Origin of the sequence: Bradyrhizobium sp. B124 (genome assembly GCF_038967635.1) — a bacterium.
In the GTDB taxonomy this organism is placed as follows: domain Bacteria; phylum Pseudomonadota; class Alphaproteobacteria; order Rhizobiales; family Xanthobacteraceae; genus Bradyrhizobium.
Genome location: NZ_CP152413.1, coordinates 1,915,468 through 1,938,556 on the forward strand (window position 1 = coordinate 1,915,468; position 23,089 = coordinate 1,938,556).

Below are 23,089 nucleotides of genomic sequence, written 5' to 3' on the forward strand. Positions count from 1 at the left end.
TCGCGGCCTCCGATCAACATCCGCCCTCGCCTCCCTCAGCGTGCCTGGGCCGCGAACCGTTGCGGCGCGCCTGCCTGGGCCTCGCCGCCCAGATAGGCTGCCTCAAGCAGCGGATCCTCGGCGATGATGTCGGCGGCGCCGCTCTTCAGGATCGCACCGGTCTCCAGGAGATAGGCCCGGTCGGCCAGCGCGAGCGCGTGGCCTGCCATCTGATCGACCACGATGATGGTCATGCCCTCGCTCCGCAGCCGCTCGAAGGACGCAAACAGCTCATCGACGACGAGCGGCGCCAACCCGAGCGACGGCTCGTCCAGCATGAAGATCTTCGGCCCGGTCAGAAGTCCGCGCGCCACCGCGAGCATCTGCTGCTCGCCTCCGGACAGCAAGCCGGCGCGCTGGTCGATGCGCTCCTTCAGCCGCGGGAAGCGCACGAACATCGCCTCGATCTCGGCATCCAGGTCGAGGCCCTTGCGCGCGTAGGCGCCGAGCTGGAGGTTCTGCTTCACCGTCAGCTCCGGAAACACCTGCCGCCCTTCCGGCACCAGCACGACGCCATAGCGGGCACGAATATGTGCCGGCATCCTGTCGATGCGCGTCTCGGCGAGCCGTACTTCGCCCGTGGATCGCGGCGGTTCGAGACCGGCGATCGACCGCATCAGGGTGGTCTTGCCGGCGCCGTTCGCGCCGAGCACGGCGACCGCTTCGCCGGGAGCGACCACCAGATCGATCCCGTTCAAGGCACGCGACAGGCCATAGAACGAATCGAGCGTCTTGACCTCGAGTGCGGTGCCCTGCCGCGCCGGCCGCGGCGCGCGGCTCTTCTCGCCGGGCGTGGCGTCGCCAAGATAGGCCTTGCGGACCAGCGGATCGTTGCGGATCGCCGCCGCATCGCCGGTCGCGATGCGCTTGCCGCCGTCGAGCACGACGATGAGATCGCTCAGCGACATGATCATCGGCATGTCGTGCTCGACGATGATGACGGCGATCCCGAGATCGGCGATCCGGCGCAACAGCGCGGTCAGGCGCTGCTTGTCGCCCTTCGAGAGGCCCGCCGCGGGCTCGTCGAGCAACAGGATGCGGGGCCGCAACGCGAGCGCGCGCGCGATCTCGACCAGCCGCTTCTCGCCATGGGACAGCGAATCCGCGAGACGATCGACGTCGCCGTCGACACCGGCAAAGCGCAGCAGGAATCGGGCAAAGCCCTCGGTCTCCGCGTTGCGCAGCGCGGAGACAACGCCGCCGAGCCGGCCGACCCGTTCGGCCAGCAGGATGTTTTCCAGGATCGTGAGCGAGCCGAACAGCTGCGTGGTCTGGAACGTGCGCGCCACGCCGACCCGCGCCAGCAAATGCGACGTCATGCCGGTGACATCGCGGTCGCCGAGCTTCACCGTCCCCGCCTGCGGCCGGTAGAAGCCGCAGAGCAGATTGAGCGCGCTGGTCTTCCCCGCCCCGTTGGGGCCGATGATGCTGGTGACGGCACCGGGCGCCGCCTTGAACGATACCCCCTGGACCGCGCGCACGCCGCCGAACGAAATCGAGAGATCCGTCACATCGAGCCCCGCCGCGCTGTGGGTCTCGAGGATCGCCGCATCGGCATTCGCCGCTGCGATCGCGGGCTCGGCCACCGGCTTGCGCGCCGGCAAGAATCTTGCCGCAAGTTGCTCCGCGAGGCCGACGATGCCCGAGGGCGCGGCGCGCAGCACGAGGAACAACAGCACGCCGAACGCCAGCAGGCGATACTCCGCCAGATCCGACAGCGCTTCCGGCAGCAGCACCACCAGCGCTGCGCCGATCACCGGACCGAGCACCGAGCCGGCGCCGCCGACCATCACCGCGAGCAACAGCAGCACCGATTGCAGGAACGGGAACGAACTCGGGCTGATATAGCCCTGCAGCGGTGCGAACAGCGCGCCGGCCAGCGCCATCGCGGCCGCCGAGATCACGAAGGCCACGGCGCGGACCTGAACCAGATCGATGCCGAGCGAGCGCGTCGCGACCTCGGTATCGCGGGCGGCACGCATGGCATAGCCCCAGCCGCTGCGCTTCAGGCGCTCGAACAGGAAGAGACCAACAAACACCAGCACGACGCCGGCGATGGCAAGCGAACGCTCGGACAGCGCATAGCCGAACACGCTCGGCGGCGCGCTCAGCATCAGGCCGTTGCCGCCGCCGGTGAGATCGCGCCACTCGATCGTGACATGCTCGACGATGAAGCCAAACGCAATCGTCACCATCGCGAGGTACGGCCCGCGCACGCGCAGCGCCGGCATCGCGAGCAGGCCGCCGACGATGCTGACCAGCACGATGGCCCCCGCCGTCGCGGCGAGGTAGGGCCATCCAGCCTTCTCCATCAGCAGCACGGTGGTGTACGCACCGATCGCCATGAAGCCGATATGGCCGAGCGAGATCTGGCCGGCGAGACCGAGCAGGACGTTGAGGCCGATGCAGGCGATCGCCGTCAGCGAGATCGTCGCGATCAGGAACACCGAATAGCTGTCCGCGACCGCGGCATAGCCGATGGCAATCGCGAACGCCGCGACCGCGACGAGAAGGGAGGCGCGCGAGGTCATACCTTCTTAACTCCAGCTCGGCCGAGCAGCCCGTGCGGCATGACGACGAGGATGACGATGACGGAAGCGAACGTGATGATCTGGGTGTAGACCGACCCAAGATAGTTGGTCGCGAACACCTCGATCAGGCCGAGACACAATCCGGCCAGCATGACGCCCCAGGCGCTGGCGAGACCGCCGATGATCGCGGCGGCGAACGCCTTGATGCCGAACAGCGTGCCCATCTCGGACGAGACGTTGAACAGCGGCGCGATCAGGAGCGCGGCGACGCCCGCGAGCATGGCCGACACCGCGTAGCTCGCGGCAATGGCGCCGCTGACATTGATGCCCATCAGCCGTGCGGCATTGGGATTCTGCACCACCGCAAGCATCGCAACGCCATGCCGCGTGCGGCGGGTGATCAAATGCAGCGCCAGCGCAAGCAACACGCCGACCACGGGAATCAGGAGCTGCAGCGGATAGACCCCTGCGCCCTCCACGATCTGGATCGGCTTGGCCGCGAGCATCGACGGGAAGCTGCGCGGCTCCTTGCCGAACACGAACAGCATCACATTGTCGACGATGATGCCGACCGCAACGGTCGCCATCAGCCAGTTGTCCGACCCGCGCTGCACGAACGGACGAACCGCGAAGCGTTCGATCAGGACGCCGTACACCGCGCAGACCAGCAACACCGCGGGGATACCGATCGCGGCCGGCCAGCCCCACACGACGAGGAAGAAGTATCCGGCAACGGCTCCCAGGGTCATCGAGCTGCCCTGCGAGAAGTTGACCGTGCCGGACACGGCGTAAGTGACGTGAAAGCCCAGCGCGAGCAGACCGTACATGCTCCCCAGCGCCATTCCGGTTATTATCGCCGAAAGAAACGACATCGATGATCACCCCGATCTGCTTGCTGGACGACCGCTGCCGTCAGTTCTTGAACGGCAGGATGTGGTTGTCTTCGAAATGGGCCCAGATGTAGTCCTGTGCCGTCAGTGCATCGTGCTTGTCCTGGGCGAACGGCTTCTCATAGGTCTTGATCAGGCCTTCCAGCCGGTCGATTCCGTAGAAGCCGTCACGAATGGCGGTCGGATCGGTGCTGCCGGCCTTCTGGATCGCGCCGGCGATCACCAGGACGCTGTCATAGGCGTTGGCAAAGCCGACCGCGGGCGTCACGTCCGCCGGTCCCTTGATGTCCGGATACTTCGACTGCAGCTCGGCGAGCACGCGCTTGCCGACCGGCGAGAGGTTGCCGAAAAAGCTGTAGGTCTGGACGAAGACGACGCTCTCGGCGCTCGGCCCGGCGAGCTCGGTGAAGCGGCCGCCGGCCGGTCCCCAATGCGACACGATCGGCGGCGCCCAGCCCATCCGGTCGAGCGATTTCACGACCTGCGAGGACGGACCGACATTGCCGACCAGGAACAGGGAGTCGGCGCCGGCCTGCTTGAGCCGGGACAACTGCGCGACCACGTCGACGTCGTTCCCTTCGAACTTCTCGACACCCGCCGGTTCGATCCCGGCCGCCTTCAGCGCTGCGCGCAGGCCATGCTCGTTCGATTCGCCCCAGGGATTGTTGACGAGGATGAGGCCCGGCTTCTTCGCTGCGAAGGTCTTGCCGGCGAACGCAACGATCGCCTTGTCGACCTCGTCGTCCATCGCCGAGACGCGGAATACGTAGTTGGACGCGGCGCCGTTCTGCGTGATGTTAGTCCCGGCCGCCCACGGCACGACGAATGGCATCTTGACGTTGTTGACGAACGGCACGATCGCGAGCTGGACGGGCGTATCGAGACCGCCGAGCAGCACCGCGACCTTCTCGCGCTGGATCAGTTCGCGCGCGGCGGTCAGCCCCTTCGCAGGATTGCTTTCATCGTCACGGCGCACCAGCTCCAGGGGACGGCCGAGCACGCCCCCTTTCGCGTTGATCTCCTCGATCGCGATCGTGGCGCCGCGGGTCAATGCTTCGCCGGCGCGCGCCGACTGGCCCGACAGCGCCGTGACCAGGCCGATCTTGATCGGCTCGGCGGCCCGTGCCCGCTCCGCGAGCGGCACAGCGCCGATGAGAATGGCGAGCGCGCCCTGCAAGACAACGCGGCGGCACAACCCGGTGATGGGGGTACAAGCGTAGCTCATTTCTGCAATTCCTCCCGCTCCGACGGCTCCCAAGCCGCCTCTGGTCCGCTGCCGCTGTCTCCGCGGCCTTGACGGAAGTAAAAACTTTCTTCACAAATTGACGAATGTCAAGCGGCTGATCGCGCGCCGAATGGAGATTGCAATGCAACGGGAGACTGGAGCGGAACCGGAACGGGCCACCTCACGTGGCGTTCTCGGCGGTGAAACATCCGCGCAAACGCCGGATCCGGCCCGCGGTCTCCGCTCTCACGACCGCTACCGCTACAGCGCGATCACGCGCCGCCCCGACTTCGTGTGGCCAAACGGAAAGCGGCTCGCGGTCTACATCGCGCTCAACCTCGAGCATTTCGCTTTCGGCGATGGACTCGGCGCCGAACTCTGCCCGGGCGGTCCACATCCGGACGTCCTCAATTACGCCTGGCGCGATTATGGCAACCGGGTCGGCGTGTGGCGGCTCATCGATCTGTTCGATGAACTGAAACTGCCGGTCTCTGTGCTCGCGAACAGCAGCATCTATCACTACTGCCCGGAAGTCATGGACGCATTTCGCGTGCGCGGCGACGAGGTTGTCGGCCATGGACGGACCAATTCCGAACGGCAGGGCGTGCTCGCACCTGCCGAGGAGCAGCAACTGATCGCGGAGGCGACGGATGTCATCGCGCGGGCCGAGGGACGACGGCCGCTCGGCTGGCTCGGTCCATGGATATCGCAATCAGCCGTCACGCCGGACCTTCTCGCCGAAGCGGGCTACCAATACCTGCTCGACTGGTGCATGGACGATCAGCCGGTGTGGTTCTCGACAAGGGATGGCGGGCGGATCCTGTCCGTGCCCTATCCACAGGAACTGAACGACATCCCCTCGATTGTCGGGCGCAAGGACAGCGGCGAACAGTTTGCGGCCATGATCACGGACACATTCGAGGAGATGCTGACGCAATCCACCAAGCAGTCGCTGGTGATGGGCATCGCGCTGCATCCATATCTGGTCGGCCAGCCCCACCGGCTGCGGCCGCTGCGACGCGCCCTGCAGGCGATCGTCGCACGGCGCGAGGACATCTGGATCACCACCGCCGGCGAGATCGCGGCATTTTCGCGCGCCCTGCCCGACGGCATCGTGCCGACATAAGAAACTGGAGACTTGAAGTGACAGCCATCGACACACTCTTTCAGAACGCGCGGCTCACCGACGGCCAGCTGGTCGAAATCGCCGTCCGTGGCGGCAAGATCGTGGCGATCGCGTCGTCCCCGCAAAGCTACGGCGCAGTCGGCGAAAGGCGCGATCTTGGCCGGCGGCTGGTGCTGCCCGGCATGGTCGAAGGTCACATCCACCTGGACAAATGCTTCATCGGCGACGACTGGAAGCCGCACCGGCCCTGTACCGCGGGCTTCAATGTGCGCGAGCGCGTCAAATTCGAGAAGGAAGCGCTCGCCGGCGCCAAGCCGATCCCAGTTCGGGCCGCAGCCCTGATCGACCTTTGCGTCTCGCAGGGCACCACTCACATGCGCAGCCATGTGGATGTCGATGCCGAGGTCGGCCTGCGACATTTCGAACCGATCGCCGCCGCGCGGGAGGCGCACCGGGAGAAGCTTTCGATCCAGATCGTCGCGTTTCCCCAGAGCGGCATCCTGACGTCGCCCGGAACGGCCAGATTGCTCGAGGAAGCCGTTCGCGCCGGCGCCGATCTGGTCGGCGGGCTTGATCCCGCAGGCCATGATGGTGACGTCGCCGGGCATCTTGACGTCGTCTTCGGGATCGCCGAGCGGCATGGCGTCGGCATCGATATTCACCTGCATGACGGCGGTCTGCAGGGTATCTCGGAGATCGAGGAGATCGCGCGACGAACCAAAGCGTCGGGTCTTGGCGGCAAGGTCACGATCAGCCATGCCTACGCGCTCGGCGAAGTGGCTAGCGACGTGGCTCAGCGTACCGCGCAGCAGCTTGCCGAGGCCGGCGTCGCCATTTTCACCAATGCTCCCGGTGCGCACGCATTTCCGCCCGTGTTGCTGCTTCGCGATGCCGGTGTCACCGTGCTCTCAGGTAACGACAACATCCGCGATTCCTGGTGGCCCTACGGCGACGGCGACCTGCTCGAACGCGCAATGATGGTCGGCTATCGCTCAGGGTTCAACACGGACGATCAATTGGCCGCGGCCTTTGACATGGTGACGACCAGCGCAGCGCGCGCGCTTGGCCTCAAGGATTACGGCCTCACGGTCGGCGGGATCGCGGATTTTGTCGTGCTGGATGCCCGGCATGTCCAGGAGGCCGTGGTCGCTCGTCCCAAGCCACGTGATGTCTACAAGGCCGGCCGACTCGTCGCGCAGGGTGGCGTGATGGTTGCGGCCGGCGCCCGGAAGCAGTGAACATGCAGGAAACGCCCTTGACGAACAGTCGCAATGCCGATCTCAATCCCAGCTGCTTGCGCCGGGAAACGGTCCGCTGCCCGATATGGCCTGACGCGGACGTGCCCTGCGTGAATACCCGAGCCAAGGCAAGGTTGACGCCGTGACAGAAACGACAGCACCGACCAGCCCCACCCGCAGCACCACACGCGGAAAGCGGCCGCGCGACTCCGCGCTCACCAAGGAAGCGATCCTGCGCGCCGCGACCTTCGAGTTCTGCCACAATGGCCTCGGCGGCGCACGGGTCGAGGCCATCGCGCAGCGCGCCAAGGCCAACATGCGCCTGCTCTATGCCTATTTCGGCGACAAGAACGGGCTCTACATAGCCGTCCTCGAGGACGTCTACACCGAAATTCGCGCGGCCGAACAGCGGCTGAACCTGGATGATCTCGAGCCGATCGCCGCAATGAGCGGGTTGATCGATTTCACATTCACCTTCTTCGGACAGCACCAGAACTACATCGCGCTGATCAACACCGAGAACCTTCAGCGCGGGCGCAATATGCGCAAGTCGCGCAAGATTGCCGATCTCACTTTGCCCCTGGTTGCAAGCATCGAAAGCATTCTGCGGCGCGGCGTGGCAGCGGGCCTGTTTCGCGGTGACGTCGATCCCATCCAGCTCTATGTCTCAATCACTGCGATGAGCTATTTCCACGTTTCCAACCGGTACACATTGTCGGCGATGTTCGACAAAGACCTCGGCGCGTCGGACTGGCTTGAACTGCGCCGCGAGCATGCGCAGGACATGATCCTGACCTGGCTGACGGCCCCTGCCGGGGGACGCAAGGACAAGTCAGCAGGATCGAAGGCGACGACGCGCCTCAGCAAGCCGTCCCGCTAGCGGGGCAAGCCGCACGACGCAATATCGTGCGGATCGCGCGCCGGGAATGCCCTCAGCGGGTCGCAACGACGCCGTCACTGCGCGGATCGCTAGCTCCTTCCATCAAGCCGTCCGGATGCCAGACGATCGCGCCGGCGTGTCCCATGACCTCCTCGAACGGACCGGTCACCTGGATGTCATGGCCGAGTGCGCGGAGCTGTTCGATGATCGCGGAATCGAAGCGGGATTCGATCTTCAGATTGTTGTTTTCCTCGCCCCAGGTGCGACCGAGCAACCAGCGCGGCGCCGTGATCGCCGACTGCAGCTCCTGACCGTGCATGGCGTAACGGGAGAAGATAGCGGCCTGGGTCTGCGGCTGTCCCTCTCCGCCCATCGTGCCGAAGGAGATCAGCCGCCCATCGCCGAGTTCGGCCATCGCCGGCTGGATCGTGTGGAACGGCAGGCGTCCCGGATCCAACCGATTGGTATCGGTCTCGCTGAGGCTGAAGCTCGTTCCGCGATTTTGCCAGGTGACTCCGCTCTCGGGGAGGATGACGCCCGAACCAAATTCCCAGTAGACGCTTTGAATGAAGCTGACGCTGAGTCCGTTGCGATCGGTCGCAGCAAGCCACACCGTATCGCCCTGCTTGGACGGATCGGGCCACGGCGCGGCGCGGCGGTCGGAGACCGTTTCGTGAAGCGCGGCGAGCGACTCCTCGGACAGGAATTCAGCGGCCGGCCGCTTCATGTAGTCGGGATCGGTCACATGGCCGTTGCGAATACGGAACGCTGCTTTCGTGCATTCGACGAGCCTGTGCAGATGATCGACGCCATCGGCTTCGCCAGCGATGCGCCGGGCATAAAGCGCCAGGATCAGGAGCGAGGCCAGCCCCTGCGTCGGCGGGGGCATGTTGAAGACCTTGTGTCCGGACACCTCGACCGACAGCGGCGTCACCAGCGATGCCTGATGCCGCTCCAGATCAGCGAGCCGCAGCGGGCTCCCCACCCGATCGAGGTCGGCCGCCATCGAGCGCGCCAGTTCGCCGCGATAGAAATCAGACAGCCCGGCCTTGGCCAGACGCCGCAGCGTCTCGGCGACACGCGGCTGCCGCAGCCGCGCACCGAGCGCGAGCGGGGTGCCTTGCGGCAGATAAACCTCGGCATAGCCGGGCACACCTTCGAGCTCATGCCGCTTCCTGCGGATGTTCTCGTGTAGCGTGCTGGTGACGGCCACGCCCTCCTCGGCATGCCGGATCGCGGGCTCGAGCAGCCGCGCCATCGGCAGCCGGCCGTCATGACGATCGCGGCTGAGTTCATAGGCCTTCTGCCAGCCATCGACGGTCCCGGCAACGGTGAGCGCGGCCAGCGGGCCGCGGCCAGGAATGCTGCTGCAGCCACGCTCGCGATACCAGCCGCGATCCGCCGCCATCGCGGCGCGTCCGCAAGCCTGAATCCCGACCGGCATCGAACCGGCGCGGCCGACCAGCCAGAAGCTGTCGCCACCGAGGCCGTTCATATGCGGATAGACCACGGCAATCGTCGCGGCCGCGGCGATCATCGCCTCAATGGCATTGCCACCTTCCGACAGGACCGCGAGTCCAGCCTGCGCCGCCAGGTGGTGCGGCGCGGTCACCATGCCGCCATAGCTTCGTTTTGTCTGCAACATCAGCCGTCTCTCCCAAGCACGGTATGTAATAATATTTTTACTTACCGTGTCAAGGCGCCAGGGACCGCTCTTTGAGATACGGGCGCCGGGCCGTCGATCTCGTCACCGGGACTGGCCATTGCAGTTCGGCACCGTGATCATTGCATAAAGCTCAGGCAGCTGCCACCTCGTGACCCGCCATCACTTCCAGCGCTCTCAGAATTGCGGAATGATCCCAGGCCTTGCCGCCGAGCGCGGTGCAGGCGTTGAACAGCTGCTGGGCTGCTGCGGTGCCCGGCAGCGACAGTCCGAGCGCCCGCGCACCTTCCAGCGCGAGGTTGAGATCCTTCTGATGCAACTCGATGCGAAAGCCCGGATCGAAATTGCGCTTCAGCATGCGCTCGCCGTGCACTTCAAGGATCCGGGACGAGGCAAAGCCGCCCATCAACGCCTTGCGCACCAGCGCGGGATCGGCGCCCGCCTTGGACGCGAACAGCAGGGCCTCGCTCACCGCCTCGATGGTCAACGCCACGATGATCTGGTTCGCAACCTTGGTGGTCTGGCCGTCGCCATTGCCGCCGACATGCGTGACATTCTTCCCCATCGCGTCGAACAGCGGCTTCATCGCGTTGAACGCCCGCTCCCGCCCGCCGACCATGATGGTCAGGCTTGCCGCCTTTGCACCGACCTCGCCGCCGGAGACCGGCGCGTCGAGGTAGTCGGCTCCGAGCGCATCGATCTTCCGTGCAAACTCCTTCGTCGCCAGCGGCGAAATCGAGCTCATATCGACCACGATCATGCCCTTGGACACCCCCTCCGCGACGCCGCCCTGACCGAACAGCACGGCTTCGACATGCGGCGTATCCGGCACCATGATGATCACGGCATCCGCTTCCTGCGCCACTTGCCTCGCGGACTCGCAAGCGACGGCGCCGGCTGCAATCAGGTCCGGCGGAAGCGGCGCGACGTCGTGCAGGAACAGGCGATAGCCGGCAGCCAGGAGGTGGCTCGCCATCGGACGTCCCATGGTGCCGAGCCCGATGAATCCTATGTCTTTCATTTGTCGTCGCTCCTGTCAGCCGGATTGGATGTTTTCCTGCGAAGCGGATACCGCTTCGCGTGGAGAAAACGCGTCAAAACTATTCGATCGGAACGCAAAAGCTCTAGGTCACGAAAGTCTGCGCGGCGTGCCAGGCAAGGCTCTCGAGCGTGGTCGTCCGCGGCTTGTATTCGCATCCGATCCAGCCGCGATATCCGATGCTGTCGAGATGCTTGAACAAATAGGGATAGTTGATCTCGCCGGTCCCCGGCTCGTTACGGCCAGGATTGTCGGCGAGCTGGACATGCGCGATCCGGTCGAGATGCTTTTGCAGGGTTCGCGCCAGATCACCTTCCATGATCTGCATGTGATAGATGTCGTACTGGATGAACAGATTGGATGAGCCCACGTCGGAAATGAGCTGCACCGCCTGTTCCGTCCCGCTCAGGAAGAAGCCGGGAATATCGAGCGTGTTGATCGGCTCGATCAGGAGCTTGATGCCATGCTGGCCGAGCGCGGCAGCGGCGAAGCGCAGATTGGACACCAGGGTCTCGCGCAGGTCTGCCGCGTCCGTGCCGGCCGGAGCGATGCCGACCAGGCAGTTCAGCTGTCGGCAATCCAGCGCCTTCGCGTAGTCGATCGCGCGCACCACGCCGTCGCGAAACTCATCGACCCGATTGCGCAGGATCGCGATGCCCCGCTCGCCGGCAGCCCAATTGCCGGCCGGAAGATTGTGCAGCACCTGGGTCAGCCCACAGCGCGCCAATTCCTCCCGCAAGGCGCCCTTTTCGAATTCGTACGGAAAGAGATACTCGACTGCGTTGAAGCCGGCGGCCTTGGCGGCTGCGAACCGATCGAGGAACGGCAGCTCGTTGAAGAGCATGGTGAGGTTGGCGGCAAATTGAGGCACGGTTGGAATCTCCGCTTGGGGCAGCGCTAATGATGTCGTCAGGCCGGCAACAGCGTGCCGGATCGTTGTGCGCTCGGCACATCATCGAGCGGGAGATCGAGCACCTCCTCGAATTCGACGATGTTGTCGATCTCCGTTCCCATCGCGATATTGGTGACCCGCTCGAGAATGAACTCCACCACCACGGGCACGCGATACTTGGCCATCAACTCGCGCGCGGTCGCGAACGCGGCCTGAGCCTCGTTCGGATCCGTCACACGGATCGCCTTGCAGCCGAGCCCCTCCGCGACGGTCACGTGGTCGACGCCGTAGGCGCCGATCTCGGGTGCGTTGATGTTCTCGAACGAGAGCTGGACGTGATAGTCCATGTCGAAGCCGCGCTGCGCCTGCCGGATCAGCCCGAGATATGAATTGTTCACGACGACGTGGATGTAGGGCAGATTGAACTGCGCTCCGACCGCGAGCTCCTCGATCAGGAACTGGAAGTCGTAGTCGCCCGACAGCGCGACAATGTCGCGATCGGGATCGGCGGCGCGCACGCCGAGCGCAGCAGGCAGTGTCCAGCCGAGCGGACCGGCCTGCCCGGCGTTGATCCAGTTGCGCGGCTGATAGACGTTGAGGAACTGGGCACCCGCGATCTGCGACAATCCGATCACCGTCACGTAGCAGGTATCGCGGCCGAACGCCTTGTTCATCTCCTCGTAGACGCGCTGCGGCTTGATCGGGATGTTCTCGAAGTGACTCTTGCGCAGCATCGAGCGCTTGCGGTCGCGACAGGCCGCAGGCCAGGCCTGCCGATCGCGCAGCTTGCCGGACTTCCGCCACTCCCGGGCTATGGTCACGAACATTTCCAGCGCGGCCTTGGCGTCCGACACGATGCCGAGGTCCGGATTGAAGACCCGTCCGATCTGTGTCGGCTCGATGTCGACATGGACGAATTTGCGACCCTTGGTGTAGGTCTCGACCGAACCGGTATGCCGGTTGGCCCAGCGGTTTCCGATGCCGAGCACGAAATCGGATTCGAGCATCGTGGCGTTGGCGTAGCGATGGCTGGTCTGCAAGCCGACCATGCCGGCCATCAGCGCGTGATCGTCCGGAATGGCGCCCCATGCCATCAGCGTCGGGACGACCGGAACGTTGACGGCTTCGGCGAAGGCGACGAGGAGCTCGGATGCATCGGCGTTGATCACGCCTCCGCCGGCCACGATCAGCGGCCGCTCGGCGGCGTTGAGCATTTCGAGCGCCTTCTCGATCTGCTTGCGTGTCGCCGCAGGCTTATAGACCGACAACGGCGAATAGGTCTCGTCGTCGAACTCGATCTCGGCCAGCTGCACATCGACGGGAAGATCGATCAGCACCGGTCCCGGCCGCCCCGACCGCATGACGTGGAAAGCCTGACTGAGCACGCGCGGCACCAGCGCCGGCTCGCGCACGGTGACGGCCCATTTCGTCACCGGCTTTGCGATCGCCTCGATGTCGACGGCCTGGAAATCTTCCTTGTAGAGCCGCGCGCGCGGCGCCTGACCGGTGATGCAGAGGATCGGAATCGAATCCGCGATCGCCGAATAGAGGCCGGTGATCATGTCGGTTCCGGCCGGGCCCGACGTGCCGATACAAACGCCGATATTGCCCGCTTTCGCCCTGGTGTAGCCTTCCGCCATGTGCGAGGCGCCTTCGACGTGGCGCGCCAGAATGTGCCGGATCGAGCCGTTGCGCTTCAGCGCGGAGTAAAGCGGGTTGATCGCGGCGCCGGGAACGCCGAACGCGCAGGTGATCCCCTCGCGCTCGAGAATGCGCACTGCTGCATCCACTGCTCGCATTTTCATCTGATGATCCCGCTTCGCTATGAGTTGGCCTGAGTATGATCATCAGGCCCGCGATCATCGATCTCAACGCAATCGATTGGATTTTCCGCACAGTGGCAGCGCTTGCGATTTCCTGCATCTCTCCAAGAGATTAGCGCCTGCGAAACAATGGAAACCGGCAAAGCCGAGAACAGCAGCAGGCCTTGCGCCTGCTACGGTTGCGTGCGGCTGCTGCCGCGAAGCTCTGCCGAGAGCTCAGCTGCGATCTGATGCACGATGGCGCCGATCTCCGGCAAGCGCTCGTCCGTCAGCCGATCCGCCATCCCCGATACGGAAACCGCGGCGAACGGCTCGCTGCAATCGTTGAAGACAACCGCAGCCACGCAGCGCAGGCCGAGCCGCGCCTCTTCATCGTCCACCGCATAGCCCTGGCGTCGCACGGTCTCCAATTCCCTGAACAGCTCGCCCGGCCGAATGATCGACTTTTCCGTCAGGCGCGGCATGCCGCGACGGCGGATGATCGCGTTGATGTCTGCATCGGAATACGCGGCCAGCACCGCCTTCCCCACGCCCGACGCGATCAATGCCACGCGTCCGCCGACCTTGGTCAGCGAACGCATGATCTCCCGGCTTTCGATGCGGGATACGACGATGATGGAATCATCATCGACCACTGCAAGATTGGCGGTTTCCCTGGTCTGGTCGCGCAGCTTGCGCAGATAGGGCAATGCCCGCGCGGAAAAATTGCGCCGTCGCATGAAGGTCGAGCCGACCACGAAGCTTTGCGCGCCGATGTGCCACTTGGACTCCTCGCGGTCGAACTGCACGAACCTGCGGTTCTCCAGCGTCGTCAGCAGCCGGTGAGCCGTCGACGGCGGCAAGCCGATGCGGATCGCAAGATCGGTCAGCCGATAGCCTTCGTCATCCTCTGCAAGCGCTTCCATGATTTGCATCGCGCGATCGACCGATTGAACGCCGCCGTCTCGCGCGTCCTGATCCGGCTGCGCGCGAAAATCGGGATCGGACGGCTTGCGCCGGATCGGCTCTCTTTTCATCACGACCTGCCCCTAACCGGTTGCGGTTCAGAACGAAATTGCTCGCCGACAACGAGCGTCACAATTGGCATATGGCATACCAAACGACGCCCGAGTCAAGGCAGCAGAACCGAAGGATAGGTCAGCATTTTTGCCATTTTTCCTGCAGAACACGGTGATTCTTTTGTTTGACTTCTGGGATAATGTATACCACGATTGCTTCTTAACGACCCAATGATGCAACCGGGAGGACCATGCCATGTATGTCGGGGACATCCTTCGCACCAACAGTGCGCACGTGGTGACGATCGGCTCAAGCGAAACCGTGAGCATTGCGGCGAACCTGATGTACGCGAGCAATGTCGGCGCACTCGTGGTCAGGAACGGCTCGCGCAGCGTCGACGCCGCCGTGGTTGGAATGTTCAGCGAGCGCGATGTCGTCGCTGTGATCGCCGAGCGCGGCACGGGTGGCCTCGCCGCGAAGGTCGCGCAGTTCATTTCGCCGCGGCCGCTGGTGTCCTGCATTTCGCAGGATGCGCTCACCGATGTCGAGCATCTGATGGTGCGTCACGACATCCGCCATATCCCCGTCATCGACAACGGCCGGCTCGTCGGCGTCGTGAGCATGCGGGACATCGGCTTTGCCCTGGAGGAAGCCGCCTGCGCGGCCTGACGGATTCTCCCAAGGCCATTGCCACGCAACCCGGTTCGAGCCGTTGCGGCTCATGCTGTGCCCCCACTCTGCTCGCGAGGATTTCATGAAGGTCTGCATCTACGGCGCCGGTGCCATCGGCGGCTATCTCGGTGTCGAATTTATGCGCGCTGGCGCCGATGTCAGCCTGGTCGCGCGTGGCGCGCATCTCGCCGCGATGCGGCAGAACGGCCTGAAGCTTCTGATCGGCGACGAGGCGCGCGTGGTGCATCCGCGCTGTACCGACAACCCGGCCGAACTCGGCGAGCAGGATTTCGTCATCATCTGCCTCAAGGCGCATTCGATCACCGGCGTCATCGAACCGATGCGGCCGCTGCTCGGTGAGCGGACCCGCATCGTCACCGCCGTCAACGGCATTCCCTATTGGTATTTCTACAAGCATGGCGGACGGCACGAGGGATCGGCGCTCGAGAGCATCGATCCCGGCGGACGGCAGTGGAACGAGCTCGACCCCGCGCGCGCCATCGGCTGCGTGGTCTATCCCGCCACCGAAATCGAGGCGCCCGGCGTGATCCGCCACGTCTACGGCAACAGCTTTCCGCTCGGCGAACCCTCCGGTGAGATCACACCTGATGTCGAGCGGCTTGCCGCCTTGTTCGCGGCAGCGGGCATGAAGGCGCCGGTCCTCGACCGCATCCGCGACGAGATCTGGCTCAAGCTGTGGGGCAATGTCTGCTTCAACCCGATCAGCGCCCTCACCCACGCGACCCTCGATGTGATCTGCACCAATCCCGGCACGCGCGCGCTGTCGAGGGCGATCATGCTGGAGGCCCAGGCGATCGCGGAAAGCCTCGGCGTCAAGTTTCGGGTCGATGTCGAACGCCGCATCGAGGGCGCACGCAAGGTCGGCGCGCACAAGACCTCGATGCTGCAGGATCTCGAGCGTGGACGTCCCGTCGAGATCGATCCGCTGATCACCGTGGTGCAGGAGATGGGCCGGATGACAGGGATTGCGACGCCTGCCCTCGACGCGGTGCTGGCGCTGGTCGCGCAGCGCACCAGACTGGCAGGCCTCTATGACGGGGCGGCCGGCGTCGAAGCCCAATCGCTTGCGGTGGCGTGATCGCGATGGCCAATGTGACGCGCTGGGTCCGCTTCCGCCACCATGCCGAAATCGGCTTCGGGCAACTCACTTCGTCCGGCATCTCCGTGCATGCGGGAGAGATGTTCGGCGACACGCGACCGACCGGACAGACGCTGGCGCTTGACGATGTCGAGCTGCTCGCTCCAACCGAGCCGAGCAAGATCATCGCGCTCTGGAACAATTTTCACGCACTGGCGGCGAAGCTGAAATCACCTGAGCCGGCCGAACCGCTGTACCTGTTGAAAGCGCAAACCAGCGTGACCGCGCCTGGCGCCGTCATCACGCGCCCCTCGGGTTACGATGGCAAGACGACCTACGAAGGCGAGCTCGGCATTGTCATCGGCAAGAGCTGCACGGCCGTCACAGCCGAACAGGCCGACGGCTTCATCTTTGGCTATACCTGCACCAACGACGTCACCGCCGCCGACATCCTCAATCGCGATCCGACCTTCCCGCAATGGGCGCGGGCCAAGGGTTTTGACGGATATGGCCCCTTCGGTCCCGTGATTGCCTCGGGCCTCGACCCCGCACGCCTTGTGGTGCGCACCATCCTCAACGGGGTGGAGCGCCAGAACTACCCGATCGCCGACATGATCTTCAGCGCGCAGGCGCTGGTCAGCAAGATCTCACACGACATGACGCTGTTGCCGGGCGATCTGATCTGCTGCGGGACATCGATCGGCGTCGGAGTGATGAAGGAGCCGGTCAATACGGTCACCGTCGCGATCGACGGAATCGGCGAGTTGACCAACGAATTTCGTCAGTAGGCAGCGTCAGGACGACAGCCCGACGCAGTCGGACCAACCGACCAACCTCTCTTGGGAGCGCACATGATCTCCAGCACGAAACCGGTATCGTCGCCCGGCGGCTTCCGCTGGTTCCAGCTCGCGATCGGCATCGTCTGCATGGCGATGATCGCCAACCTGCAATACGGTTGGACGCTGTTCGTCGATCCGATTGACGCGAAATATCACTGGGGTCGTCCGGCCATCCAGCTCGCCTTCACGATCTTCGTGATGACGGAGACATGGCTGGTGCCGGTCGAAGCCTGGTTCGTCGACAAATACGGCCCGCGCATCGTCATCACGTTCGGCGGGCTGATGATCGGATTGGCCTGGGTGCTGAACTCATACGCCTCTTCGCTCGTCATGCTCTATGCGGCGGCTATTGTCGCGGGCATCGGTGCCGGTGCCGTCTACGGCACGTGCGTGGGCAACGCGCTGAAATGGTTTCCGGACCGGCGCGGCCTCGCCGCAGGCGCGACTGCCGCGGGATTCGGCGCCGGCGCAGCCGTCACCGTCGTGCCGATCGCCAACATGATTGCCGCCAGCGGTTACCAAAGCACCTTCCTGACGTTCGGCATCGGGCAAGGCCTCATCGTTCTCCTGCTGGCCTGGTTCGTCCGCCCGCCGCATGGCGTCGAGGCTCCCAGGAAAAAGCAGCTCAATCTGCCGCAGAGCGCAATCGACTACACGCCGCCCCAGGTCCTGCGCACGCCGATCTTCTGGGTCATGTACCTCGTGTTCGTCATGGTGGCTTCCGGCGGGTTGATGACCGCTGCGCAAATCGGGCCGATCGCCCACGACTTCAAGATCGCGGATACGCCGGTCACCCTGGCGGGCTTCCAGATGGCGGCGCTGACCTTTGCCATCTCGCTCGATCGTGTGTTCGACGGTTTCGGCCGTCCGTTCTTCGGCTGGGTCTCCGACACGATCGGCCGGGAGCACACGATGTTCATCGCGTTCGCGACTGCGGCGCTGATGTTGCTGACGCTGTCCACCTACGGCCACATTCCGGTTGTCTTCGTGCTGGCCACGGCGATCTATTTCGGCGTCTTCGGCGAAATCTACAGCCTGTTTCCGGCGACGTCGGGCGACACGTTCGGCGCCAAATACGCAACCACCAACAACGGCATGCTCTACACGGCGAAGGGCACGGCGGCACTGCTCGTGCCGCTCGCGAGCATCATCTCCTCGCAGCTCGGCTGGCAGGCCGTGTTCATCGTCGCGGTTGCGCTCAATGCCACCGCAGCCCTCACCGCCTTGCTGGTGATCAAGCCGATGCGGCGCGCGTTCATTCTCGGCAGTGAGACGACAGCAAAGGCCGCAATCGGGCCTGCACCTGGCCGGAGTGCGGCGATTGAACACTGATTGGACGGACCTGCGGGCTCGGACGGCGCTGCGGAGGATATTCGATGCTGCCATCGACAGCTGCGATCCAAGGCTAACCATCGCACGCGCTCTGCCGGCCAAGCCGAAGGGCAGATGCGTCGTCGTCGGCGCCGGCAAGGCTTCGGCCGCGATGGCAGCGGGCCTCGACGCGGCCTGGCCCGACGTCGACCTGTCGGGTGTCGTGGTGACGCGCCACGGCCATTCAGTTCGCGCGGGCCGCATCGAAGTGCTCGAGGCATCTCACCCCGTGCCGGATGAGACGAGCAAGGCCGCCGCCCTTCGCATGCTCAGCGCCGTTCAGGGACTTTCAGCTGACGATCTCGTCATCGCCCTGATGTCCGGCGGAGGCTCGGCCCTGATGACGCTTCCCGCATCCCCAATGACCCTCGCCGACAAGCAGGCGGTCAACCGGGCACTGCTTGCAAGCGGCGCAACGATTGCCGAGATGAACGTCGTCCGCAAACATCTGTCCGCGATCAAGGGCGGACGGCTGGCGCTCGCCGCCGGCTCCGCCCACGTCACGACGCTTGTGATCTCAGATATTCCCGGTGACGATCCCACGGCGATTGGCTCCGGTCCCTCGCTGCCGGACAGCAGCACAAAAGCCGATGCGCAGGAGATCGTGAACCGGTTTGCAATCGACCTGCCGGACACGGCGCGGCTTGTCCTTGCGCAAGCCGGCGAGACCCCAAAACCCGGCGAGATCGAGGCCGATGTCCGTATCCTTGCCGCGCCGTTCCATGCGCTCGATGCTGCGGCCGGCGCCGCCCGGGGTGAAGGCCTGACCCCGATCATCCTTGGAGACGCGATCGAAGGCGAGGCCCGCGAACTCGGAACCGTCATGGCGGGCATCGCCCGCTCGGTCGCAAGCCATGCGCAGCCCGGCCCTGCCCCCGCCGTGCTGCTGTCCGGCGGAGAGACGACGGTGACGATCGGACGCGGGCCGGCAGGGCGCGGCGGCCGCAACACCGAATTCCTGCTGGGGCTTGTCATCGCCCTGTCCGGTACGTCCGATATCTGGGCGATTGCCGGAGACAGCGATGGTATTGATGGAACGGAAGATGCGGCCGGAGCTTTGATCAGTCCGGATACACTGCGGCGCGCAGCCGCGAGTAATCTCGACGCACGAGCCTATCTGGCAGCCCATGACAGCTACACGTTCTTCGACCGCCTTGGAGACCTCGTGCGCACCGGCCCAACGCTTACCAATGTCAACGATATCCGCGCTGTGCTGATTGCAGCCGGCAAGCCAGCAATGAGGTGACCCATGCGTCGTCATCGACGGGCCAAGATCGTCGCAACCGTTGGCCCCGCCAGCAGTTCCCCCGAGATGCTCAAGGCGCTGCTGCTGGCCGGCGTCGATACCTTCCGTCTGAACTTCAGCCACGGAACCCAGAGCGACCACGCAAGCATCCACGCCGCGATCCGAAAGCTGGAACAGGAAGTCAGCCGGCCGATCGGCATTCTGATGGACCTTCAGGGTCCGAAAATCCGCGTCGGCACCTTGCGCGATGGCAGGATTACCGTGGCGGCCGGCGAGACCATCCGGTTCGTGCTGTCCGGATCGGATGGCGGGCGAACCTCGATTCCGCTGCCGCATCGGGAAATCTTTGCCGCCGTGGCTCCCGGCCACGACCTTCTGATCGATGACGGTAGGGTCCGGGTTCGCGTCGTCGGGCTCGGTGACGATTTCATCGAAGCCAGCGTGATCGTCGGCGGCACGATCTCGAACCACAAGGGCGTCAATCTGCCGGGGACGGTGCTCGACCTTTCGCCGCTCACCACCAAGGACCGCCTCGATCTGGAGTTCGGCCTGAACCTGGGCGTGGATTGGGTCGCCCTGTCCTTCGTGCAGAAGCCCTCCGACATCATCGAGGCGAGAGGCCTCGTCGGCGACCGCGCCGGCCTGATGGCCAAGATCGAGAAGCCGGCAGCGCTCGAGCGGATCGACGACACCATCCAGTTGTGCGACGCCATCATGGTTGCGCGGGGTGATCTCGGCGTCGAAATTCCACATGAGGACGTGCCCGGGCGCCAGAAGGAGCTGGTGCGGGCTTGCCGTCTCGCGGTGAAGCCCGTGATCGTCGCCACGCAGATGCTGGACTCCATGGTCGCAGCGCCAACCCCGACGCGCGCCGAAGTCTCCGACGTTGCGACCGCGATCTATGACGGCGCGGACGCAGTGATGCTGTCGGCGGAATCTGCAACCGGCCGCTATCCACGCGAGGCCGTAGAGATGATGGATCGCATCATCCGCAGCACGGAGCAGCACAAGATGTACCGCTCGATCGTCGAGGCGACCCAGCCCGGCGAAGAGCAGACGCCGCCGCATGCCGTTGCAACGGCCGCCGCCGATCTCGCCTCCGTCATTCACGCCGCGGCGATCGTGGCCTACACCTCGAGCGGCACCACGGCCGCACGCGTCGCGCGCAAGCGGCCGAGCCTGCCGATCCTCGCCATCACCCCAAGCCGCGAAGTGTCGCGCCGCTTGTGCCTGCTCTGGGGCGCGCACAGCGTTCTTTCCGACGATGTCGGGAGCTATGAGGAGATGGTCGAGCGCGCGACGGCTCTCGCGCATGCCGAGCAGTTTGCATCAAGCCGGGACCTGCTGGTCGTTGTCGCGGGCATTCCCTTTGGGCAGGCAGGAAGCACCAACAACCTGCGAGTCGTTTCGCTCCCCTGACAGCGCCATCCGTCAGCATCGCGGTCCCAAACACCCTGCGCATCCGGCCCGTCGGGATTTCTAGGGCTCGTTGCGCCGGGCGCCCGAGTCTCAGGGCATGGCGCCAAACCAGATCACGAGCGCGAATATCACCAACAAGGCGATGGTGATGATCGCTTCGCTCGTGGGTATGCGCTTCATGGGCCGCCTCCGCGCGCGGGAGCGGGATGCTGCGACGGGGCGATGGTTCACCTCAGCACAACACCGCCCGCTTAAAATGCATGCGGACGGCGTCGGCTCTAGCCCCAGGAAGGAAATGCAAAATCCCGGTAGCTATTACGTCTACACATCTGGGCGGAAGGTTCACGTGACGATCGGCATGCGCCAAAAGGCGTAGGGTCGCCGACCGCAAGGGACGCCGTTGACACCCATCCTCGGCACCCTCGGCCGCATGACGATCTCACCACGAGCACGGGTCACGCAGGTGTGGCGCCGGCAGCACCTGTCGCTCGACGCCGCCCTTAGCGCCACGACCCGTCCGGCCCAAGGGGCAAAGTCGGGTGGTCGCGGTTGTTCTCGTCGGGCTTGACCCTGAAACCCTGTCGAAACGCGAACCAGATAAAGCCGCCCAGTGCGACCACACAGATCGGCGCGAGAATCCAGTCGGGCATGTCGTGATCCTCCAGTCTACCGACAATTGGTCGCCGCTATCTTGGGCCGAGTTCAATACGGATGCCGCACGCCATTGCAGCGCGCCCCCTCCAGCGCTCGGCGTGATCCTACCGGCACGAGGAAGCGCTGCGCTGCACGAACCAAAGCGCGGATTTTGTCCGAAGGAGCCGCGGCCCCTTTGCCCGAATGGAGTCGAGGCAGTGCCGCAAGTGATTGAAAACACTGCAGCGGGTGAAGGGAATCGAACCCTCGTGTTCAGCTTGGAAGGCGGGAAATCCTGTCGTGTTTTCAAAGGCAGTTCGGACATTTCCGGTATTTTTGGTCCGTTGAGATCGTTATAGAATTCCCCGTTGTCAGAATGACGGTTGCGATATCCCAGTCGGAGTCAACCCGTTTTGCGCCTCGATGGAAATCCATGAAGCAATGGTGGTCGCGCCTGTATCAGTAACACGGTGCTTCCACCAACACGCTGGCGCCGACGATAAATAGCGACAGGACGCGCACCCAAGCTTCTGGTTGCTGACGAGGTCATCCGAATTTGGCATCAGTGCGCCCCCGCATTTTTGTGCGACATGCGCCCCTCACTCGCGGGTATTTCTGATGAAACCTTGGATGCGCGGCAAGACATTATCGATGTCGCTCATTTCCATTTCATGTGTCAGTCCGTCGATCGTGCATAACAGCACCTTGGAGTTCGCCAAGGCGGGCTCGATGCTCCGGGCACTTTCCAGCGCAACCGGATTTTTCCCGCCCACGATCCAAAGCGTTGGACAGAGCAGTTGCGCCGGAACGATTTCGTCCCAGTCGAGTATGGCGGTAAGCCACGGAACTTCGTGCTGCGCACGGGCGCTCTGAAGATAGGCGCGCTCGGGGTGAGTAAGCGACTCCAAATCGAGTGTCCCCTCGTCTTGCGCGCGCAGAATCGGTATCCAGCGGTCCCGAACGCCGGTCACCGTGCGGCGGAAGTCGCCGGAAGCGCCGGGACCAAACGGCACACCGACCATGACGAACCGTGTTACGCGCTCCGATTTGGCCGCAAGATAGCGGCCAGCATTTGCTCCGAAAGAGTACCCCCAAAGCGCGAATCGTTCGATACCCACGTGATCGGCAACGGACAGGATGTCTTGGCAGTGGCGGTCGATGCCGTATGCCTCAACTCTAGTCGGCTTGTCGCTTTCACCGTGACCTCGAAGGTCCATAGCCACGACGGTGAAGTCCGAACTTAACCTATCCACGTAGCCAGCATCTTGCCACGTTTGGCGAGACTGAGCCCCACCGTGCAAAAGCACCACAACAGGACCTGAGCCAGTCTTTTCATAGGCAATGCGAGTTCCGTCGTCTGACGTAGCGAAATGCGCAAGCATGTTTCTTTGTTTCTTTCAGATATGGTTGATCTCGGGCTGAGCGCGTAGGCGTCTCAAGCCGTGTCGGCGGCAGTCGTCTCGCT

Annotated in this window: 20 protein-coding genes; 10 read left to right on the top strand and 10 right to left on the bottom strand. The window is 64.3% G+C overall.

The annotated features are described in order from the left end of the window. Positions 1-35: 35 nt before the first annotated feature. From AAFG13_RS09185 to AAFG13_RS09195, 3 genes are read right to left on the bottom strand one after another with little or no spacing between them, the layout of a single operon-like run. Complete coding sequence (locus tag AAFG13_RS09185) at positions 36-2,570, bottom strand: branched-chain amino acid ABC transporter ATP-binding protein/permease (protein WP_342711807.1); 2,535 nt, start codon at positions 2,568-2,570, stop codon at positions 36-38. Next, positions 2,567-3,442: a branched-chain amino acid ABC transporter permease gene (locus AAFG13_RS09190; protein WP_342711808.1), complete on the bottom strand. Its 876-nt coding sequence runs from the start codon at positions 3,440-3,442 to the stop codon at positions 2,567-2,569. Before AAFG13_RS09190 ends, AAFG13_RS09185 begins: the two co-directional genes overlap by 4 nt. 40 nt (positions 3,443-3,482) lie before the next feature. After that, entirely contained in the window at positions 3,483-4,685 is a 1,203-nt protein-coding gene (locus tag AAFG13_RS09195; protein WP_342711809.1) for an ABC transporter substrate-binding protein, read from the bottom strand. Between the two features lie 142 nt (positions 4,686-4,827). Here AAFG13_RS09195 and AAFG13_RS09200 point away from each other — a divergent pair, with 142 nt between their 5' ends. From AAFG13_RS09200 to AAFG13_RS09210, 3 genes are all read left to right on the top strand, one after another. Beyond that, positions 4,828-5,811 (top strand): polysaccharide deacetylase family protein, encoded by a 984-nt coding sequence (locus AAFG13_RS09200; protein ID WP_342711810.1) that lies wholly within the window; start codon positions 4,828-4,830, stop codon positions 5,809-5,811. 17 nt (positions 5,812-5,828) lie between these two features. Next, positions 5,829-7,049, top strand: coding sequence for an amidohydrolase family protein (locus tag AAFG13_RS09205; RefSeq protein WP_342711811.1), 1,221 nt, complete (start codon positions 5,829-5,831; stop codon positions 7,047-7,049). A 142-nt stretch (positions 7,050-7,191) separates the two neighbouring features. Beyond that, on the top strand, positions 7,192-7,929 hold the full coding sequence (locus AAFG13_RS09210; protein ID WP_342711812.1) for a TetR/AcrR family transcriptional regulator: 738 nt from the start codon (positions 7,192-7,194) through the stop codon (positions 7,927-7,929). 52 nt (positions 7,930-7,981) lie between these two features. On the opposite strand, the gene AAFG13_RS09215 is transcribed toward AAFG13_RS09210, so the two are convergent. The 5 genes from AAFG13_RS09215 to AAFG13_RS09235 all read right to left on the bottom strand — a co-directional run bounded on the left by AAFG13_RS09215 (position 7,982) and on the right by AAFG13_RS09235 (position 14,362). Continuing rightward, entirely contained in the window at positions 7,982-9,574 is a 1,593-nt protein-coding gene (locus AAFG13_RS09215; protein WP_342711813.1) for a gamma-glutamyltransferase family protein, read from the bottom strand. A 151-nt stretch (positions 9,575-9,725) separates the two neighbouring features. Further along, positions 9,726-10,613, bottom strand: coding sequence for a 2-hydroxy-3-oxopropionate reductase (locus AAFG13_RS09220; RefSeq protein ID WP_342711814.1), 888 nt, complete (start codon positions 10,611-10,613; stop codon positions 9,726-9,728). 103 nt (positions 10,614-10,716) lie between these two features. Next, complete coding sequence (gene hyi, locus AAFG13_RS09225) at positions 10,717-11,502, bottom strand: hydroxypyruvate isomerase (RefSeq protein ID WP_342711815.1); 786 nt, start codon at positions 11,500-11,502, stop codon at positions 10,717-10,719. Positions 11,503-11,540: 38 nt separating this feature from the next. Beyond that, positions 11,541-13,328 carry a glyoxylate carboligase gene (gcl, locus tag AAFG13_RS09230; RefSeq protein ID WP_342711816.1) on the bottom strand — a complete coding sequence of 596 codons (1,788 nt, stop codon included), beginning with the start codon at positions 13,326-13,328 and terminating at the stop codon, positions 11,541-11,543. Between the two features lie 191 nt (positions 13,329-13,519). After that, complete coding sequence (locus tag AAFG13_RS09235) at positions 13,520-14,362, bottom strand: IclR family transcriptional regulator C-terminal domain-containing protein (protein ID WP_342711817.1); 843 nt, start codon at positions 14,360-14,362, stop codon at positions 13,520-13,522. 238 nt (positions 14,363-14,600) lie between these two features. On the opposite strand from AAFG13_RS09235, the gene AAFG13_RS09240 reads away from it, so the two are divergent. The 7 genes from AAFG13_RS09240 to AAFG13_RS09270 all read left to right on the top strand — a co-directional run bounded on the left by AAFG13_RS09240 (position 14,601) and on the right by AAFG13_RS09270 (position 21,367). After that, entirely contained in the window at positions 14,601-15,014 is a 414-nt protein-coding gene (locus tag AAFG13_RS09240) for a CBS domain-containing protein (protein WP_342711818.1), read from the top strand. Between the two features lie 85 nt (positions 15,015-15,099). Beyond that, positions 15,100-16,116: a 2-dehydropantoate 2-reductase gene (locus AAFG13_RS09245; protein WP_342711819.1), complete on the top strand. Its 1,017-nt coding sequence runs from the start codon at positions 15,100-15,102 to the stop codon at positions 16,114-16,116. 5 nt (positions 16,117-16,121) lie between these two features. Beyond that, a complete protein-coding gene (locus AAFG13_RS09250; RefSeq protein ID WP_342711820.1) occupies positions 16,122-16,904 on the top strand; it encodes a fumarylacetoacetate hydrolase family protein in 783 nt (260 codons plus the stop codon). A gap of 63 nt (positions 16,905-16,967) precedes the next feature. Further along, positions 16,968-18,287 carry an oxalate/formate MFS antiporter gene (gene oxlT / locus AAFG13_RS09255; protein ID WP_342711821.1) on the top strand — a complete coding sequence of 440 codons (1,320 nt, stop codon included), beginning with the start codon at positions 16,968-16,970 and terminating at the stop codon, positions 18,285-18,287. Then, positions 18,277-19,572 carry a glycerate kinase gene (locus tag AAFG13_RS09260; RefSeq protein WP_342713573.1) on the top strand — a complete coding sequence of 432 codons (1,296 nt, stop codon included), beginning with the start codon at positions 18,277-18,279 and terminating at the stop codon, positions 19,570-19,572. The genes oxlT and AAFG13_RS09260 overlap by 11 nt, the downstream gene beginning before the upstream one ends. Before the next feature lie 3 nt (positions 19,573-19,575). Continuing rightward, positions 19,576-20,991 carry a pyruvate kinase gene (gene pyk, locus AAFG13_RS09265; protein WP_342711822.1) on the top strand — a complete coding sequence of 472 codons (1,416 nt, stop codon included), beginning with the start codon at positions 19,576-19,578 and terminating at the stop codon, positions 20,989-20,991. A gap of 97 nt (positions 20,992-21,088) precedes the next feature. Continuing rightward, positions 21,089-21,367 carry a hypothetical protein gene (locus AAFG13_RS09270; RefSeq protein WP_342711823.1) on the top strand — a complete coding sequence of 93 codons (279 nt, stop codon included), beginning with the start codon at positions 21,089-21,091 and terminating at the stop codon, positions 21,365-21,367. A gap of 124 nt (positions 21,368-21,491) precedes the next feature. Here the strand turns inward: AAFG13_RS09270 and AAFG13_RS09275 are convergent, their stop codons facing one another. Together AAFG13_RS09275 and AAFG13_RS09280 are read right to left on the bottom strand one after the other, a co-directional pair. Next, positions 21,492-21,641, bottom strand: coding sequence for a hypothetical protein (locus AAFG13_RS09275; protein ID WP_171947620.1), 150 nt, complete (start codon positions 21,639-21,641; stop codon positions 21,492-21,494). Positions 21,642-22,223: 582 nt separating this feature from the next. Next, a complete protein-coding gene (locus AAFG13_RS09280) occupies positions 22,224-23,006 on the bottom strand; it encodes an alpha/beta hydrolase (RefSeq protein ID WP_342711824.1) in 783 nt (260 codons plus the stop codon). Positions 23,007-23,089: the final 83 nt, after the last annotated feature.

Excerpts from the sequence above, each read along its gene's own strand:
- AAFG13_RS09185 (WP_342711807.1), bottom strand. The coding sequence starts at position 2,570 with ATGACCTCGCGCGCCTCCCTTCTCGTCGCGGTCGCGGCGTTCGCGATT.
- AAFG13_RS09190 (WP_342711808.1), bottom strand. The coding sequence starts at position 3,442 with ATGTCGTTTCTTTCGGCGATAATAACCGGAATGGCGCTGGGGAGCATG.
- AAFG13_RS09195 (WP_342711809.1), bottom strand. The coding sequence starts at position 4,685 with ATGAGCTACGCTTGTACCCCCATCACCGGGTTGTGCCGCCGCGTTGTC.
- AAFG13_RS09200 (WP_342711810.1), top strand. The coding sequence starts at position 4,828 with ATGCAACGGGAGACTGGAGCGGAACCGGAACGGGCCACCTCACGTGGC.
- AAFG13_RS09215 (WP_342711813.1), bottom strand. The coding sequence starts at position 9,574 with ATGTTGCAGACAAAACGAAGCTATGGCGGCATGGTGACCGCGCCGCAC.
- AAFG13_RS09220 (WP_342711814.1), bottom strand. The coding sequence starts at position 10,613 with ATGAAAGACATAGGATTCATCGGGCTCGGCACCATGGGACGTCCGATG.
- gcl (WP_342711816.1), bottom strand. The coding sequence starts at position 13,328 with ATGAAAATGCGAGCAGTGGATGCAGCAGTGCGCATTCTCGAGCGCGAG.
- AAFG13_RS09235 (WP_342711817.1), bottom strand. The coding sequence starts at position 14,362 with ATGAAAAGAGAGCCGATCCGGCGCAAGCCGTCCGATCCCGATTTTCGC.
- AAFG13_RS09240 (WP_342711818.1), top strand. The coding sequence starts at position 14,601 with ATGTATGTCGGGGACATCCTTCGCACCAACAGTGCGCACGTGGTGACG.
- AAFG13_RS09245 (WP_342711819.1), top strand. The coding sequence starts at position 15,100 with ATGAAGGTCTGCATCTACGGCGCCGGTGCCATCGGCGGCTATCTCGGT.
- AAFG13_RS09250 (WP_342711820.1), top strand. The coding sequence starts at position 16,122 with ATGGCCAATGTGACGCGCTGGGTCCGCTTCCGCCACCATGCCGAAATC.
- oxlT (WP_342711821.1), top strand. The coding sequence starts at position 16,968 with ATGATCTCCAGCACGAAACCGGTATCGTCGCCCGGCGGCTTCCGCTGG.
- pyk (WP_342711822.1), top strand. The coding sequence starts at position 19,576 with ATGCGTCGTCATCGACGGGCCAAGATCGTCGCAACCGTTGGCCCCGCC.
- AAFG13_RS09270 (WP_342711823.1), top strand. The coding sequence starts at position 21,089 with ATGGCGCCAAACCAGATCACGAGCGCGAATATCACCAACAAGGCGATG.
- AAFG13_RS09275 (WP_171947620.1), bottom strand. The coding sequence starts at position 21,641 with ATGCCCGACTGGATTCTCGCGCCGATCTGTGTGGTCGCACTGGGCGGC.
- AAFG13_RS09280 (WP_342711824.1), bottom strand. The coding sequence starts at position 23,006 with ATGCTTGCGCATTTCGCTACGTCAGACGACGGAACTCGCATTGCCTAT.